Origin of the sequence: Micromonospora sp. NPDC048894, from assembly GCF_040649765.1 — a bacterium.
Classification (GTDB): Bacteria; Actinomycetota; Actinomycetes; order Mycobacteriales; family Micromonosporaceae; genus Micromonospora; species Micromonospora antibiotica.
In genome coordinates this window covers 103,292-119,436 of sequence record NZ_JBEZFY010000019.1, presented here as the reverse complement: position 1 = coordinate 119,436, position 16,145 = coordinate 103,292, and the positions used below count along the sequence as shown (strand labels likewise).

Annotated in this window: 12 protein-coding genes and 1 pseudogene; 9 read left to right on the top strand and 4 right to left on the bottom strand. The window is 73.8% G+C overall.

What is annotated here, in order from left to right; all coding sequences use genetic code 11:
* Positions 1-136: 136 nt before the first annotated feature.
* Positions 137-667: a GNAT family N-acetyltransferase gene (locus AB0C22_RS29170; RefSeq protein ID WP_219464947.1), complete on the bottom strand. Its 531-nt coding sequence runs from the start codon at positions 665-667 to the stop codon at positions 137-139.
* 223 nt (positions 668-890) lie between these two features.
* Here AB0C22_RS29170 and AB0C22_RS29165 point away from each other — a divergent pair, with 223 nt between their 5' ends.
* The 3 genes from AB0C22_RS29165 to groL all read left to right on the top strand — a co-directional run bounded on the left by AB0C22_RS29165 (position 891) and on the right by groL (position 4,251).
* On the top strand, positions 891-1,094 hold the full coding sequence (locus tag AB0C22_RS29165; protein WP_067305333.1) for a cold-shock protein: 204 nt from the start codon (positions 891-893) through the stop codon (positions 1,092-1,094).
* 495 nt (positions 1,095-1,589) lie between these two features.
* Positions 1,590-2,348: a hypothetical protein gene (locus AB0C22_RS29160; protein WP_357538124.1), complete on the top strand. Its 759-nt coding sequence runs from the start codon at positions 1,590-1,592 to the stop codon at positions 2,346-2,348.
* A gap of 280 nt (positions 2,349-2,628) precedes the next feature.
* Positions 2,629-4,251 carry a chaperonin GroEL gene (gene groL, locus AB0C22_RS29155; protein ID WP_208567850.1) on the top strand — a complete coding sequence of 541 codons (1,623 nt, stop codon included), beginning with the start codon at positions 2,629-2,631 and terminating at the stop codon, positions 4,249-4,251.
* Positions 4,252-4,356: 105 nt separating this feature from the next.
* Here the strand turns inward: groL and AB0C22_RS29150 are convergent, their stop codons facing one another.
* Positions 4,357-6,807, bottom strand: coding sequence for a S8 family serine peptidase (locus AB0C22_RS29150; protein ID WP_357538122.1), 2,451 nt, complete (start codon positions 6,805-6,807; stop codon positions 4,357-4,359).
* Positions 6,808-7,361: 554 nt separating this feature from the next.
* Here AB0C22_RS29150 and AB0C22_RS29145 point away from each other — a divergent pair.
* Both AB0C22_RS29145 and AB0C22_RS29140 read left to right on the top strand, forming a co-directional pair.
* Positions 7,362-9,188 (top strand): glycerol-3-phosphate dehydrogenase/oxidase, encoded by a 1,827-nt coding sequence (locus AB0C22_RS29145; protein ID WP_219470411.1) that lies wholly within the window; start codon positions 7,362-7,364, stop codon positions 9,186-9,188.
* A 116-nt stretch (positions 9,189-9,304) separates the two neighbouring features.
* Positions 9,305-9,811, top strand: coding sequence for a hypothetical protein (locus AB0C22_RS29140; protein ID WP_219464941.1), 507 nt, complete (start codon positions 9,305-9,307; stop codon positions 9,809-9,811).
* 38 nt (positions 9,812-9,849) lie between these two features.
* On the opposite strand, the gene AB0C22_RS29135 is transcribed toward AB0C22_RS29140, so the two are convergent.
* On the bottom strand, positions 9,850-11,250 hold the full coding sequence (locus tag AB0C22_RS29135; RefSeq protein WP_357538120.1) for an FAD-linked oxidase C-terminal domain-containing protein: 1,401 nt from the start codon (positions 11,248-11,250) through the stop codon (positions 9,850-9,852).
* 35 nt (positions 11,251-11,285) lie between these two features.
* Here AB0C22_RS29135 and AB0C22_RS29130 point away from each other — a divergent pair, with 35 nt between their 5' ends.
* Positions 11,286-11,564: a DUF4031 domain-containing protein gene (locus AB0C22_RS29130; RefSeq protein WP_357538118.1), complete on the top strand. Its 279-nt coding sequence runs from the start codon at positions 11,286-11,288 to the stop codon at positions 11,562-11,564.
* Positions 11,565-11,578: 14 nt separating this feature from the next.
* Here AB0C22_RS29130 and AB0C22_RS29125 read toward each other — a convergent pair whose 3' ends face one another.
* Positions 11,579-12,214, bottom strand: a complete 636-nt coding sequence (locus tag AB0C22_RS29125) for a metal-dependent phosphohydrolase (RefSeq protein WP_219464935.1) — start codon at positions 12,212-12,214, stop codon at positions 11,579-11,581.
* Between the two features lie 58 nt (positions 12,215-12,272).
* Between AB0C22_RS29125 and AB0C22_RS29120 the strand changes: the two genes are divergently transcribed.
* The 3 genes and pseudogenes from AB0C22_RS29120 to AB0C22_RS29110 form a co-directional block, all read left to right on the top strand.
* On the top strand, positions 12,273-13,532 hold the full coding sequence (locus tag AB0C22_RS29120) for an FUSC family protein (protein WP_357538129.1): 1,260 nt from the start codon (positions 12,273-12,275) through the stop codon (positions 13,530-13,532).
* Between the two features lie 67 nt (positions 13,533-13,599).
* A pseudogene (locus tag AB0C22_RS29115) lies at positions 13,600-15,079 on the top strand (PrsW family intramembrane metalloprotease); the annotation flags it as partial.
* A 772-nt stretch (positions 15,080-15,851) separates the two neighbouring features.
* A partial coding sequence (locus tag AB0C22_RS29110; RefSeq protein ID WP_357538116.1) for a hypothetical protein occupies positions 15,852-16,145 on the top strand: 294 nt, incomplete at its 3' end.

Sequence of the window (16,145 nt, the reverse complement as noted above, 5' to 3'; positions counted from 1 at the left end):
GCCCCGCCCTGCCCGGCCCGGCCCGCCGCCGAGCGGCCCGGCGCGGCCCGGCGCGGCGCGGCCCGGCGCGGCGCGGCCCGGCGCGGCGCGGCCCAGCCCGGCGCGGCCCGGCCCGGCCTGGGGTTTGGGGTGGGGGTCAGGCGGGGCGGCGCATCTGGAGTTCGGTGAGGGCGGGGATCTTGGGGTGCGGGACGCGGACGCCGGTGTCGGTGAAGCCCAGACGGTGGTAGGCCCGGTAGGCACGGTCGTTGCCGACCACCACCTCGAGCATGAGCTGTGGTCGGCCGCAGGCGCGCGACCAGGCGGCGACCTCGTCGATCAGCGCGCCGAGCAGGCCGGTGCCCCGCCACGAGGGGTTCACGTAGACCGCGTAGACGACCGTCAGGTCCGGCTCGTCGGGGGCGACGGTGCCGCCCGCGTGGCCGACCAGCCGGCCGCCGGGATCGGCCACGAACTGGGCGGTGTGGCACCCCTGGGACACGTACGCGATCCGGGCCGCGTAGTCGGCGTGCGGGCGGGCGGCGGCCTCGGCGACGGTCTCCAGGAAGGCCAGCGGCGCATCCGCGAGCATCTCCAACCGCAGCGCCCGCATCCGGGCGGCGTCCTGCGGGCGCACCCGGTGCACGGGTGCCGTCCGGGTCACCGGTGGGGCCGGGGCAGATGTCATGTGCGCATGCATACCGCAGCGATGAACGCCGATGGGTAACCGGGTCGATACCCGTCCGATTTAGGCCGATTTGAGGTCGTGCGCGGTCGTCACTCCTCGTGTAGCGTGCGATTTCGGTCACCGATTCAGCGGCCTTCACCGATCGCCGAAACGGTGGTTCTCCGCTGTCGGCCCGCCGGCATCCCGGGGTTGTGGAACGCCGCGCAGAGTGAGGAAGTGCACCGTGGCACAGGGCACCGTCAAGTGGTTCAACTCCGAAAAAGGCTACGGCTTCATCGCCGTCGACGGCGGGCAGGACGTCTTCGTCCACTTCTCCGCCATCGAGATGGACGGCTACAAGGCGCTCGACGACGGTCAGCGGGTGGAGTTCGAGATCGCCCAGGGTCAGAAGGGGCCGCAGGCCGAACGGGTCCGCGTCATCGCCTGACCTGTCCTGCGGGTCCCACCCGCCGGGCCACCCGTGGGACGGTTGGCGGCGGGGGTCGGTGCGGGGAAAGATCGTGAACCGTCCAGGCGTCCTCGCTGAGGAGGGTTCATGTCCGACCAGTCACCTCCGGGTCCACCCGGCCCCGCTGCCGGGTCGCCGGGCGGACCATGGGGCCCGCCGCCGGGGGGCCCGCCGTCGGGCCAACCCTCGTGGGGTCCGCCGCCCGGGGGGCCGCCGTCGGGCCAACCCTCGTGGGGTCCGCCGTCGTGGGATCCGTCCGCAGCGGGGCCGCCGGGCTGGAGCTATCCGGCTCCCGGTGGCCCGTACCCGGGCTATCCCCCGGGTGCCGACGGCGGTTTCCCGCCGCTCGGGAGCTATCCGCCGCTCGGGGGTCATCCGCCGGTCGCCGGGGGCGGCTCCTGGGGGCCGGCGGACCCGCTGGTCAATCCGCCGTACGCCGGGCTGGAAGGCTGGTTCGCCCGGTGCACCGGAGCGTTGCGTCGAAGTTGGCGGACCCTGCTGCCGTTGATGCTGCTCACCCAGGTCGTGCCGGCGGTGGCGGTGTCCCTGCTCTCCCTCGGCACGGGGCCCGACGCCGCCCCGCTGCCCGCCGACGGCTCGATTCCCGACGGCTACCTCAGTGACCTGGTGATCTACGGGGTCTCGGTGTTCCTGGTCGCGCTGGCCTTCGGGGTGGTGCAGGGCATCGGCTGGGCGGGTGGCACCTGGGTGGTGGCCCGGCAGGCCGCCGGCCAGCCGGCCGACCTGCCCGGCGCGCTGCGCTACGGCGCGCGCCGCTGCCTCGGCCTGTGGGGCTGGATGCTGGTGCTGGGCCTGCTCATCGGCGTCGGCTTCTGCCTGTGCCTGCTGCCGGGCATCTACCTGGCGTTCGCCCTCGCCCTCGCCGGCCCGGTCTACCTGTTCGAGGGGCAGAACCCGATCGGGCGCTCGTTCCGCATGTTCCACGACCGGTTGGGCATGGTGCTCGGCCGGGTGGCGCTGGTCGCACTCGCGGTGCTGCTCGGCAGCGTGCTCGGTGGGGTGGTGGAGTCGGTCGGCACCGTGCCGTTCGGCACCGACCCGTTCACCGCGCCCGGCACCGCCGCGGGTGCGGTGGCGGTGATCCTGGTGAGCGCCGTGCTGGTCGTGCCGGTCTACCTGGTGCAGCTGGTCGGCCTGGTCGTGACGTACGCCGAGCAGCGCGCGCAGGAGGGGCCGGTGAACGTCGCGCGACTGGTGGCGGAACTCGGCTGACCGGCCCCATCGTGCTTGCACTCGGCAGGGGAGAGTGCTAAACAGGTCATTGGCACTCGCATACGGTGAGTGCCAATGGTCGGGGCGGTAGGGCCACGGTCACATCGGCGTCTCGATGGCGTCGGGTGGCACATGGCCGGTCGTCGCGGGCTGTCCGGCCCGACCGAGGAGGACGTCGTCGTCGCCAGGTGGCGACGTCCCCAAGGTGCGTACACCAGGCGGCCCGTCCGGGGACACAAACCCCCGGGTGGCCCGTGAGTGTCCAGGAGGACAACGCCGTATGGCCAAGATGATCGCGTTCGACGAAGAGGCTCGCCGCGGCCTCGAGCGGGGCATGAACCAGCTCGCCGACGCCGTAAAGGTGACCCTCGGCCCCAAGGGCCGCAACGTGGTGCTCGAGAAGAAGTGGGGTGCCCCCACCATCACCAACGATGGTGTGAGCATCGCCAAGGAGATCGAGCTCGAGGACCCGTACGAGAAGATCGGCGCCGAGCTGGTCAAGGAGGTCGCCAAGAAGACCGACGACGTCGCCGGTGACGGCACGACGACGGCGACCGTCCTGGCCCAGGCCCTGGTGCGCGAGGGTCTGCGCAACGTGGCCGCCGGTGCCAACCCGATGGCCCTGAAGCGGGGCATCGAGGCTGCCGTGGCCAGCGTCTCGGAGGAGCTGTCCAAGCTCGCCAAGGACGTCGAGACCAAGGAGCAGATCGCCTCCACCGCCTCCATCTCCGCCGGTGACAGCACCGTCGGCGAGATCATCGCCGAGGCGATGGACAAGGTCGGCAAGGAAGGCGTCATCACCGTCGAGGAGAGCAACACCTTCGGGCTGGAGCTGGAGCTCACCGAGGGCATGCGCTTCGACAAGGGCTACATCTCCGCGTACTTCATGACCGACCCGGAGCGTATGGAGGCCGTCTTCGACGACCCCTACCTGCTCATCGTCAACAGCAAGATCTCCTCGGTGAAGGACCTGCTCCCGATCCTGGAGAAGGTCATGCAGTCGGGCAAGCCGCTGCTGATCATCTCCGAGGACATCGAGGGTGAGGCCCTGGCGACCCTGGTCGTCAACAAGGTCCGGGGCACCTTCAAGTCGGTCGCCGTCAAGGCGCCGGGCTTCGGTGACCGCCGCAAGGCCATGCTCGCCGACATCGCCATCCTCACCGGTGGCCAGGTCATCAGCGAGGAGGTCGGCCTCAAGCTGGACGCCGTCGGCCTCGACATGCTGGGCCGGGCCCGCAAGGTCGTGGTGACCAAGGACGAGACCACCATCGTCGACGGTGCCGGCGACGCCGACCAGATCCAGGGCCGGGTCAACCAGATCCGGGCCGAGATCGACAAGAGCGACTCCGACTACGACCGCGAGAAGCTGCAGGAGCGGCTGGCCAAGCTGGCTGGCGGCGTCGCGGTGATCAAGGTCGGCGCGGCCACCGAGGTCGAGCTGAAGGAGCGCAAGCACCGCATCGAGGACGCCGTCCGCAACGCGAAGGCCGCCGTCGAGGAGGGCATCGTCCCGGGTGGTGGCGTCGCGCTGGTGCAGGCCGGCAAGACCGCCTTCGACAAGCTGGACCTGGCCGGCGACGAGGCGACCGGCGCGCAGATCGTCAAGATCGCGCTGGACGCCCCGCTGCGGCAGATCGCCGTCAACGCCGGCCTGGAGGGTGGCGTGGTCGTCGAGCGCGTCCGCAACCTGGACGCCGGTCACGGCCTCAACGCCGCCAGCGGTGAGTACGTCGACCTGCTGGCCGCGGGCATCATCGACCCGGCCAAGGTGACCCGGTCCGCGCTGCAGAACGCCGCGTCGATCGCGGCGCTCTTCCTCACCACCGAAGCCGTCGTGGCGGACAAGCCGGAGAAGACCCCGGCCGCCCCGGCTGGCCCGGGTGGCGGGGACATGGACTTCTGAGTCCAGCTCCAACGCCGAACGGGGCGGGCCGCGCGAGCGGTCCGCCCCGTTCCGTGTCCGAGGACCGTACCCAGCCGGGCCGGCTCACCCCGGCGACCGGGGCGGTCAGCGGCGGGCCGCCCGCACCGCCGCGTACGCGTCGACCAGACCGGCCCCGGTCGACGCCGCCACCGGGCCGCAGCTGAGGTCGGCGGGCCCGGCGGGTTGCGCGGTGTCCCGCAGGATGTTCCGGGTCCGGTCCAGGTCACCGACCAGCGCCGGGTTCGCCGACCACATCAGTGCCACCACTCCCGCCACCTGCGGGGTGGCCATCGAAGTGCCGTCCAGGGCGGCGTAACCGCCGCCGGGCATCGCGGAGAGGACCTCCGCGCCGGGGGCGACCAGGTCCGGCTTGGCCGCCCCACCCGCGACGGGCCCCCGGCTGGAGAACTCCGTGACGCGCCGGTCGCGGCCCACGGCACCCACCGTCAGCACATCGGGGTACGGCGCCGGCGGGTCGACGATCGACCCGCAGTCGGGTCCGGTGTTCCCTGCGGCGGCCACCACCAGAATGCCTGCGGCCGTCAACGCGGCGGTGGCCGGGCGCAGCGCACCCGCATCACAGCCCTCGACCGGTGGGCACCCCCACGAGTTGGTGAGCACGTCGGGGGCCCGCTCCGGCCGACCGTCGGTGAACGGGTCACCGCCGGCCGGGAACGGGGCCAACATGAACTGGAGGCAGTCCAGGTAGTGCGCGGGGCTGCCCAGGTTGCGGTCGAGGTTGACGCAGCCCACCCACTGGGCTCCGGGGGCGACCCCGATGCCGTCGCGTCCCACCGCGCTGGCCGTGGTGTGGGTGCCGTGACCGCCGGAGTCGGTGGGGGCGCGGGTGTGGTCCCACGGGTCGTACCAGGAGTCGTCGCCGCCCCGGAAGTTGGCGGCCAGGGTCGGATGGGTGCCGTCGACCCCGGAGTCCGAACTGCCGACCACCACCCCGGCCCCGGTGACGTCCAACTCCGACCAGACCCGGTCGGCGCCCAGCATCCGGATGTTCCACTCCGGCCCGGTCGGCGCGGGCCGGTCACCCCGGCTGGCCGGTGCCGGCGCGGGCAATGGTCGGAGCCGCTGGCTGACCAGCACCCGGGCCACCTCCGGCCGCCCGGACAGCCACGCCCGCACCGCTGGCCCGCCGTCGGTCTCGATCGCGTTGACCAGGTAGTACGGCGTCGGGTCGAGGTGTAGCCGGGTCAGGTCCCGGCGCAACGCCCCCTGGGTGCGTTCGGCGGTGGACACCAGTCGGCGGTAGACCTCGGCGGTCCGCGCCTCCCGGCCGGCGCGACCTGGCGTACCGGCGGGGATGCCGGTGAGGTCGGCCTGCTCGCGGAGCACCACCAGCAGCCGTTCGCCGTGCAGGCCGGGCTGGCCGGCGACCACGTCGACCACGCCGACGGTGAGCAGCAGGACGGCTGCGCTCGACGCGGCGACCAGCCGGCGTGGTGCGCGCCCGCGTGGCCGGGCGAGCAGCACCCCGTACCCGATGGCCAGCACGACCGCGACGGCGAACCCGACGCCGGATGCGACCGCGACCCAGTAGGGGACGTCGCGGGTGGTGGCCAGCAGGACCGAGATCTCCTCCGGGTCGGCGAGCGCCAACGGGCCGAACGCCGCCAGACCGACCAGCCACCGGACCGGCGCGGCACCGGCCGGTGCGCCGGCCCGGCGGGCCGCCACCTGGCACGCGCCCAGCACGAAACCGAGCGGCGGGACGAACAGCAACCCGGGCAGTTGGGCGCCGGAGTGGCCGGTGCCCGCGACGACCAGCAGCAGGACCACCCCGGCGACCAGGCCGCCGACCAGCACGGTACGGGCGGCCCGGGGTGGCCCGTCGCCGGTGAAGGGGGACCAGAACCGGTCGCCCAGCAGCGCTGCGGCCAGCAGGCCGACCGCCGTCGCGGCGAGCGCGGCGAGCGCGGTCTCCAGCAGACCGCCCAGCGCGCCGAACCGCACCCACGGCAGCAGCAGGGCCAGTCCGGCCGCGATGGCCAACAGGGTGACCGCCCTGGGTCGGCCGGCACGATCCGTGGCCGTGGCCGTGGCCGTGGCTGTGGCGGTGCCCGTGGGCTGGGGTGGGGTGGTGGCGGCCGGGCCGGACAGTCGGGCGGTCAGCAGCGCGAGCAGGGTCGCGGTGGCGGCCAGCGCGGCCAGGTACAGCTCGTGGTGTACCTGGGGAAGCGCCCGCAGGGAGCCGAGGGCGAGCAGGGCGAGCGCCGCGCCGAGCCAACCCCACCCGGTGGCCCGTACCCGGGGTGAACGGGGGAGCAGGGCCAGCAGCAGGGCGGGTAGGCCGACCAGCAGGGCGGTGGCCAGGCTGAGGGCCGGCCAGAGCCACGCCTGCCGGTCCCATCCCGCGGCCACCTGCAACTGCTCGACCGACCAGCCGACCGCCTGGAGCAGGACGGCGAGCACGACCGTCCAGCCGCCGGCCAGTGCGGCCGCCACCACCGGCCACGGGCTCGACGGACGGCCGGCGGCCGATGGTGGGCCGTAGCCCGGCGGAGGTGGTGTGTCGGCCAACATCCGGAAACAGTACGACGCACGTCGCCGTCCGACGGCTTTGCCGGTCCGACGACCGTCCCCGCCCGTCGCCGGTGGACCCGGGGAAACGCGGACCTGCGCGGTCCCCGCCCTCGCGTGGGCTCGGCTCCGCCCGGTCCGCCGCTGCGTCCACCTCCCGCGTTCCGTCGCTTCTCCCAGGTCGCCGGCACCGTTCCGTGGTCACGGAAAGTGACGGAAGGTGGGGGTGTGGACCTCCACCTTCGGATCCTTTGCTCTGCTGCCCTGGACGCACCGGTCACGGAACGTGCGCGTCGCGTGGAGAGCAGCAGAGCAAAGGATCCGAGGGAGGGATGTGGGGGATGGGCGGGGGATGCGGCGATCGGGCTGGTCACGGCGATGGGGAGGCGGTGTGAGGGGCGGAGGGGTCGGCGAGAAGCTGATTACGGAGAGTCATCGAGGCGATCCGGAGGAGTCTTGCTCAGTGTCACCGGATCGGCGGTGCGGATCTCGGCGGGCTCCAGGCCTGCTGCGGGTGGGACCCGGCGGGTTACGGTGGACGGGTGCGTGACCCCAATGTGACCCGATCCGCCGCTGGTCAACTCTCGCCCGAGCGCCGTGCCGCCGACCTGCGCCGGCTGCGGTCCGAGCGGTTCGACGTGCTGGTCATCGGCGGTGGGGCGACCGGTGCCGGTGCCGCGTTGGACGCCGCCTCCCGGGGGCTCAAGGTCGCCCTGGTCGAGGCCCGCGACTTCGCCGCCGGCACCTCCAGCCGGTCCAGCAAGCTGATCCACGGCGGCCTGCGCTACCTGGAACAGTTGGAGTTCCACCTGGTCCACGAGGCGCTGACCGAGCGAGGGCTGCTCGCCACCCGACTCGCCCCGCACCTGGTCCGACCGGTCCCGTTCCTCATCCCGCTCCCCGCCGGCCGGGGGCTGCGCGACCTGCCGGCCCGGCTGTTCCGCCGCTCCTACTACGGGGCCGGGGTGGCCGCCTACGACGCCTTCGCCGGCCTCTTCGGCACCGGCCGGGGAATGCCGCTGCACCGGCACCTGACCCGCGAGGGTGCCCGCCGGGTCTTCCCCAGCCTGCGGGCCGACGCGCTGGCCGGGGCGATCCGCTACTACGACGGCCAGGTCGACGACGCCCGGCTGGTGGTGACCCTGGCCCGCACCGCCGCCAGCCTCGGCGCGACCGTGGTGACCAGCGCCCGCGCCGTCGGGCTGGTGCGGCAGGCCCGGGAGGTCACCGGGGTCCGGGTCCGCGACCTGGAGGCACCCCCCGGCTCCCCGGACGCGGAGTTCGAGGTACGCGCCCGCACCGTCATCGCCGCCACCGGCGTGTGGAGCGACGACATGTCCCGGATGCTCAACGACGTCGGGCTGCGCCCCGGCATCCGGGTCCGGGCGTCCAAGGGGGTGCACCTGGTGGTGCCCCGCTCGGCGATCACCGGCGAGACCGGGCTGATCGTGCGGACCGCGACCAGTGTGCTCTTCGTCATCCCCTGGGGCGGGCACTGGATCATCGGCACCACCGACACCGACTGGCGGCTGGACCGCTCCCACCCGGCCGCCTCCGCCCGCGACATCCAGTACCTGCTCGACCAGGTCAACCTGGTGCTGGACCGGCCGCTGTCGAGTGCGGACATCGAGGGCGTCTACGCCGGGCTGCGCCCACTGCTGGCCGGTGAGGCCGACTCCACCTCCAAGCTCTCCCGGGAACACGCGGTCTTCGAGCCGATGCTCGGGCTGCTGCTGGTCGCCGGCGGCAAGTACACGACGTACCGGGTGATGGCCACCGACGTGGTCGACCGGGCCGCCCACCGGCTCGGCGGCGTACGCCCCTCGCGCACCGCCGACCTGCCACTGCTCGGCGCCGACGGGTACGCCTCGATGTGGCGGGACCGGGCCGACCTGGCCCGCCGGCACGGGGTCCCCGTCGGTGTGGTCGAGCACCTGCTGGAGCGGTACGGCACGCTCACCCTGGAACTGCTGGCGCTGATCGCCGCCGACCCGCTGCTCGCCTCACCACTGGCCGGTGCCCCCGAGTACCTGGCCGCCGAGGTGACCTACGCCACCCGCTCCGAGGGGGCGTTGCACCTGGAGGACGTGCTGACCCGGCGTACCCGGATCTCCTTCGAGACGACCCACCGCGGGCTCGACTCGGCCGGGCACACGGCGGAGTTGATGGGGGCGGTGCTCGGCTGGGACGCGGCCACCCGGGACCGGGAGATCGCGCACTACCGGGCCCGGGTCGAGGCGGAGCGGGAGTCCCAGCTCATGCCGGACGACGCGACCGCCGACGCGGCCCGGTTGGGTGCGCCCGACGTCCGGGGTTTCGCCGCCGACCGGGGCGTCGACGGCGTCGAGGGTGGCCACGTCGGACTCCCGACGTCCACCCGCTGACCGGTCCCGGGCGGCGGCACCCGTCGATGCCGGGCCGGCGGTGGGCGGTCCCACCCGCTGGCGGCGGTCCGGTCGGCCGGTTCCGGACGGCACCCGGGGTGGGATAGGTTCCGCGCGTGGTTCCCCCTCAGTGGTCGCGTGCGCTCACCGTCCCCGCCGTCGCCGCCCTGACGGTCACCCTGGCCGGCTGCGCGATGGCCGACCGGGACGGCGGTTCCACAGCGGAGGGCCGGGGCGGGACGACATCCCCGGGGGTGACCGCCAACCGGGTCAGCCTGGTGCAGAAACTCGGCGACGACGGTCCACTGCGGTCCTTGACCGTCGAGCCGGACGGCCGGTGGGAGTGTGACGACTGTGCGGGCGACGGGGTCACCTCGACCGGCTCCCTCGACGCCGAGCAGGTGCAGCGGTTGCACAAGCTGCTCGCCGACCCGCGGCTGGCCCAGGAGACCGACCAGGCCCGCAGATACCGGGCGAGCTGCATCGACGCGCTGACCTCCAGCCTGCTCACCACGACCGGTCTGGTCACCTCGCAGGACTGCCCGGGCGAGGAACGACCGGCGGTGGCCGGGGAGATCCTGCTCCTGCTCACCCAGGCCACCCCCGCCGAACCCACCCGCTGAGCGATCCGGGCCCGCCACGCCCGGTCCGGCGGGTCGGCTCAGAGCACCTTGCCCGGGTTGAACAGCCCGGCCGGGTCGAGCGCCGCCTTGATCGCCTGGTGCACCCGGACGCCGACCGGGCCGATCTCCCGGGCCAGCCAGTCCCGCTTGAGCAGCCCGACGCCGTGCTCACCGGTGCAGGTGCCGCCCAACTCCAGGCCGAGCCGGATGATCTCGTCGAAGGCCAGTCGGCCCCGCTCCAGGCTCGCCGGGTCGGCCCGGTCCACCACGATGTTCGGATGCAGGTTGCCGTCCCCGGCGTGGCCGACCACCCCGATCGGCACCCCGCACTCGACGGCGATCCGGGCCACCCCGTCCAGCAGGGTGGCGAGCGCCCCCCGGGGCACCGCCACGTCGTCGATGATCAGGCCGCCGTTGCCGTCCGGGTAGGTGTCGGCGGCGAACTTCTCCATCGCCGGGTGGGCCAGCCGCCGGGCCTGGAGCAGCGCCGCCGCCTCCACCGCGTCGGTGGCCGCATACACCTCCGCGGCGCCGGCCGCCGTGCAGACCTCGGCGATCCGGGCCAGGTCCGCCGCCGCCCGGGGGCCGGTGTCGGCGGCCGCGAGCAGCAGCGCCTCGGCGTCGGTCCGCAACCCCATCGGCCGGTACGCCTCGATCGCCCGCAGGTGCGTCCGGTCGAGCAGCTCCAACAGGCTCGGGGTGAGCCCCCGCGCGGCGATCCCGGCCACCGCCGTACCCGCCCCGGCGGTCGAGGCGAAGACCGCCACCATGGTCAGTGACTCCTCGGGCACCGGCCGCAGCGACACGGTGACCTCGGTGATCACCCCGAGGGTGCCCTCCGCGCCGACGAAGAGCCGGGTCAGGTCGTACCCGGCAACCCCCTTGGCGGTACGCCGGCCGGTGCGCAGCACCTCGCCGGAGGCGAGCACCACCTCCAGCCCGAGGACGTACTCGGTGGTCACCCCGTACTTGACGCAGCACATCCCGCCGGCGTTGGTGGAGACGTTGCCACCGATCGTGGAGGACTCCCAGGAACCCGGGTCGGGCGGGTAGTACAGGCCCTGTTGCCGGACGGCGCGGGCCAGTGTGGCGTTCACCACGCCCGGCTGCACCACGGCGATGCGGGCCACCGGGTCGATCTCCCGGATCGCGGTCATCGCGACGGTGCTCACCACCACCGCGCCGTCCACCGCGTTCGCCGCGCCGGCCAGGCCGGTCCGCGCCCCCTGCGGCACCACGGGTACGCCGTGCCGGGCCGCCGCCCGGACCACGGCCACCACCTGTGCGGTGTCCCGGGGGCGGACGACCACCAGCGGCGTACCGGCGGCGCAGAGGTCCGCCTCGTCGCGCCGGTGCAGCCGTAGCAGGTCCGGGTCGGTGAGGACGGCCTCGTCGCCGAGGGCCGCCCGCAGGTCGTCGAGGAGGGGGGAGCCAGCCATGCGGCCGAGGCTAACCGGCGGCTAGATTGGCCGCCATGCTCTACCTGGACCGGCCCGCCTGGCCGTGGCGCGGCCGGCTCTGGTCGCACCTGATCAGCGACGTCTCCCCGGCCGAGCTGCACGTGTTCGCCGAGACGCTGGGGGTGCCCCGGCGCGGGTTCGACCGGGACCACTACGACATCCCCGCCGACCGGTTCGCCGTGGCGGTGTGGCTCGGCGCCCGGGTGGTGCCCAGCCGGGAGATCGTCCGCCTGCTGTACGCCGCCGGCCTGCGCCGCCCCAAACACCTCAACCCCCCCCCGGGGCGCCGGTGACGCCGGACGGTTAATCAGCGCAGAGACGCCAGCTCGCGGTGGAGGTTGGCGCGGGCCGGTTCCTCCCAGTGGGCGGCCAGCGGGGGCAGCCGGAACAGGGCGGGCAGGGCGAGCAGCCCGTCGAGGACCCGCGCCCGGCCGGTACGGAAGTCCGCCTCGGGCACATGCGCGTACTCGGCGCGGATCGCGGCGGCGTACCCGTCGTACACCTCGGGGGGTGTGGCCAGGATCGCCAGGTCGGCGTCGCAGAGCAGCGCGCCGTCGCGGTCGCCCGGGGTGACCCGGTGCCCGGCGGTGAGCAGCACCAGCCGGCGGACCTCGGCCACCGTGGCGGCCGGCACCCCCAGCCCGGTGAGCAGGGTGCCGGCCAGCGCGGCACTGGCCTGCTCGTTGGTGTCCCCGGCCGCGCGTGGGTCGTAGACGGCGTCGTGCGTCCAGGCGGCGAGCGCGACCCGCTCCGGCCGGTCGGCGAGGTCGGCGTGCCGGTCGGCCACGTCCAGCACCGCCCGCAGGTGGCGCTCCGTGTGGTAGCGCCGGTGCGGTTCCCGCCAGCGGGCCAGCAGGTCGACCCCGGCGGCGGTCAGCGCCGGCCCGTCGACGGCCCCGCAGGCGAGCGCCGCCGCCACCCACCTGTCGATCAGTCCGGTCACCCGGACGATTGTGCCGCAGGGATGAACCGGTGCGACGTGGGTAGTCCCCGCCATGGCGCTGGCCCGGGACCGACAACCGTCGCTGCTGCGTCGGGCCGGGCTGCGTGACGCCGGGAACGACGTCGACACCGCGCGGATCGCCGGTGCCATGGCCTACCTGCGCACCCGGGGCCGGGCCACCCTGCACGACCGGCTGCACCAGGTGCACCTGGCCCTGGGCCTGGCCGTGCAGGCGGGCCTGGCCGCCGCGCTGGCCTGGATCGTGTCGCACCACCTGCTGGGCAACCCGCAACCGGTGTTCGCGCCGATCTCGGCGGTCGGCACCCTGGCCGCCTCGGTGGGCCAGCGGCTGCGCCGGACCGTGGAGCTGATCGTCGGGGTGGCGGTCGGGGTGTTCCTCGGCGACGTGCTGATCTACTTCCTCGGCACCGGGGGCTGGCAGCTCGGGTTGGTGGTGACCGCGGCCATCGTGCTCACCACCTTCTTCGGGGCCAGTGTCGCGGTGGTGATCCAGGCCGCCGCGACGGCCGTGCTGATCGTCACGCTGAGCCCGTCCACCGAGGATCTGGAACTGCCCCGGTTCGTCGACGCGTTCGTCGGCGGCGGCATCGCCCTCCTGGTCACCGCTATCCTGCTGCCGCTCAACCCGCTCCGGGTGATCAACCGGGCGGCCCGGCCGGCGCTGGACCTGCTCGCCGGCCAGCTCGACGTCTGCGCCCAGGCGCTCCGCGACCGGGACCGGGGCGCCGCCCAGCGGGCGCTGGACCGGCTCCGGGAGAACAAGGAGGAACTGGCCACCTTCACCGAAGCGATCGAGGGAGCCAAGGAGACCAGCACGCTCTCCCCGGCCCGGTGGCACCGGCGCAGCGAACTGACCCACTACGCCGAGGCGGCCGACCCGATCGACCGGGCGATGCGCAACAGCGGCACCCTGATCCGCCGGTCGGTCACCATGATCGAGGACGACGAGCCGGTGCCGGAGCCGATGCCGGACGCGGTCGCCCACCTGGCCGAGGCGGTCCGCCTGCTGCGGCACGAGTTCGCCGTCGGGGACGAGCCGGAGCGGGCCCGGGAGCGGTCGCTGCGCGCGGTCAGCGAGGCCGGCCGGGCGTACGACCAGGGGGTCGGGTTCTCCGGCAGCGTGGTGATCGCCCAGGTACGGACCACCGCCAGTGACCTGCTGGTCGCCTCGGGGATCGAGCAGGAGGACGCCAACCGGCTGATCCGGCAGGCGTTCGGCGACAAGGAGAAACCGGGCGGTAGTCCGGCCGAGCAGCACGCCGCCCCGAAACCCCCGACCGCGCCGCCGCTGGGCTGACCCGGCCCCGGACCGGGCCGACCCGCCCGCAGCGCCGGCCGGACCGCCCACCGCGCACCGGGAGAGCCCGGCCGAACGGGCCGGGGATGACTACGCTGATCCGCATGGCCGACACCCCGCCCGGCGGGCCCCCGCTGCCCGCGCCCGCCGTACCGTCGCCGGACGCCGCCGCGCCCCGGATGCCGCTGCGCCGCCTCGGCTGGCGGCGGGTCCTGGCGCTGGCCGGGGTGGTGCTGTTGATCGCGGCCTGCGCGGTCTACATGCTCTACACGCTCGGCTCCAACCTGGGCCTGGACGCGCTGCTGGTCGGGGTGACGGCGGCGATCCTGCCGGTGCCGGTCCTGGTGGCCTGCTTCCTCTGGCTCGACCGGTACGAACCTGAGCCGCTGAAGTACCTGATCTTCTGCTTCGCCTGGGGCGCGTTCGTCTCCACCGCCGCCTCGCTGACCGTCAACAACAGCTTCGCCGCCCTGTTCAAGGAGTGGGGGGTGTCGTCGTCGTTGACCGGGGTGCTGGTGGCCCCGTTCATCGAGGAGCTGACCAAGGCGCTCGGCCCGATCCTGCTATTGATCTTCCGCCGCCGGGAGTGGTCCGGGATCACCGACGGTCTGGTCTACTGCGGGCTCTCCGCCGTCGGGTTCGCCATGGTGGAGAACATCCTCTACCTGGGCGGCCTCGGCTACGCCTCGGGCGTCGACCAGTGGGGGCCGGCCACCGGCGTCCGCAACGTCATCGTCATCTTCATCTCCCGGATCCTCTTCTTCGGCTTCGCCCACCCGCTGTTCACCTCGATGACCGGGGTGGGGCTGGGCATCGCCGCCCGTACCGCCGACCGGCGGATCCGGGTGCTCGCCCCGATCGCCGGCCTGCTGCTGGCGATGATGCTGCACGGCACCTGGAACCTCATCCCGACGCTCGTGCAGGCCACCGGCCAGGCGGTGATCTTCTTCTACGGCATGGTCGCAGTGATGGTGCCGATCTTCTTCGGCATGGTCGGTTTCGCGGTCTGGTTGCGGGCCTGGGAGGGGCGGCTCACCGAGCGGACCCTGCCGGACTATGTGCGGGCGGGTTGGTTGAGCCCGCCCGAGGTGGCCGCCCTGGGCAGCCTGGCCCGCCGGCACGCCGCCCGGACCTGGGCCCGGCGGGTGGGTGGGGACGCCGGGTTGCGGGCGATGCGCGGTTACCAGTTCGCCGCGACCCGGCTGGCGTTGTTGCGCGACGGGATGCGGCGCGGGCTGGACCGTAAGCCGGCGGAGCGGGAGCGCACCCTGCGGGAGGAACGGCAGTTGCTGGAGACGATCGCTGCGTACCGGTCGTTCTTCGTCGGCCGGGACCCGCAGACGCCGGTGGGGGTCTGGGACGGTCAGCGCTACCACCTGCGGTTCCCGGACGGTAGCCAGCGGACGGTCGACGCCCCGGACTCGCCGGTGGTGCCGATCCCGGTGGTGCTGACCCCACCGCCGCCCCCGGCCTACCCGGCGGGCTACGGCCCGCCCGGCTGGTACGGCCCCCGCCCGGCCGCCCCGTGGCCGCCCGGCCGGTACTGAGCGGCCAACTCCGGTCGAGACCGACCCGCCCTCGATCGCCGGAGGCGGACGGTTCCGTCGGCGTGTGCGCATCGCCGCCGGTTGCCACCGCCGGCCGCACCACGATCGGGGCACGTTCGGGTGCGGGGATCGTGCCGTAGCTTCACGAAGAATGTCCGCCTTTCCTGAATGCCTCCCGCTTTAGCAGAAACCCCTCTTATTGGACGAATCGGTCGAATAAGCTGCAACTCGCCCGTAAGCGTCCTTAGGTCGCAGAAGGGCAACTCTGGGTATCTGGGTGGCTCTCTGGAGGGGTTCATGAGTAACAGCCGACGGCTGCGGCGAGGACTGAAGCGTGGTCGCGCCGCTTCAGGGCTGAGTTCCGCCCTGATCGTGGTCGGGATGACGGGTGGGCCTGCGGTCGCGGCGCCACCCCTGGAGACCACGCCGTCCGCGCAGGGCGTGCGTACCGGCACGCCCGGTCCGCTGGGCCAGTACGGCGGGTGGCCGGCGTCCCGGTCGACGGTCCGCCAGGACGGTGTCGGACCTGATGATTCCTGGGAGAGCTACCCCGACGATCCGGCGGACTGCGGCCCGCAGGGCTGGCAGGGACCGTGGGGTGGGCACGACGGGGGCAAGGGCCACTACCCGCCTGGCCCGAAGAAGGGCCCCCAGGGCCCCCAGGGTGCCCAAGGTCCTCAGGGCGATACGGGTCCCCGGGGTGCGACCGGTGCCCAGGGCCCCCAGGGTGACGCGGGGGCGCAGGGTGACACCGGCGCGCAGGGTGCTCAGGGTGACACTGGTGCTCAGGGGCCTCAGGGTGCGGCTGGTGCGCAGGGTGCTCAGGGTTTTCAGGGTGCGACCGGTGCTCAGGGTGCGACCGGTGCTCAGGGTCCGCAGGGTGATGCGGGGGCGCAGGGTGCTCAGGGTGACACCGGTGCTCAGGGGCCTCAGGGCGCGGCTGGTGCGCAGGGCGCACAGGGTTTCCAGGGTGCTCAGGGTGACGCAGGTGCTCAGGGTGCGACCGGTGCTCAGGGCCCGCAGGGTGATGCAGGGGCGCAGGGTGCTCAGGGTGACACCGGTGCTC

What these genes read in the sequence shown, in the direction of transcription:
- AB0C22_RS29135 (WP_357538120.1), bottom strand. Translation starts at nt 11,250, where the DNA reads ATGGCTGGCTCCCCCCTCCTCGACGACCTGCGGGCGGCCCTCGGCGAC.
- AB0C22_RS29130 (WP_357538118.1), top strand. Translation starts at nt 11,286, where the DNA reads ATGCTCTACCTGGACCGGCCCGCCTGGCCGTGGCGCGGCCGGCTCTGG.
- groL (WP_208567850.1), top strand. Translation starts at nt 2,629, where the DNA reads ATGGCCAAGATGATCGCGTTCGACGAAGAGGCTCGCCGCGGCCTCGAG.
- AB0C22_RS29150 (WP_357538122.1), bottom strand. Translation starts at nt 6,807, where the DNA reads ATGTTGGCCGACACACCACCTCCGCCGGGCTACGGCCCACCATCGGCC.
- AB0C22_RS29170 (WP_219464947.1), bottom strand. Translation starts at nt 667, where the DNA reads ATGACATCTGCCCCGGCCCCACCGGTGACCCGGACGGCACCCGTGCAC.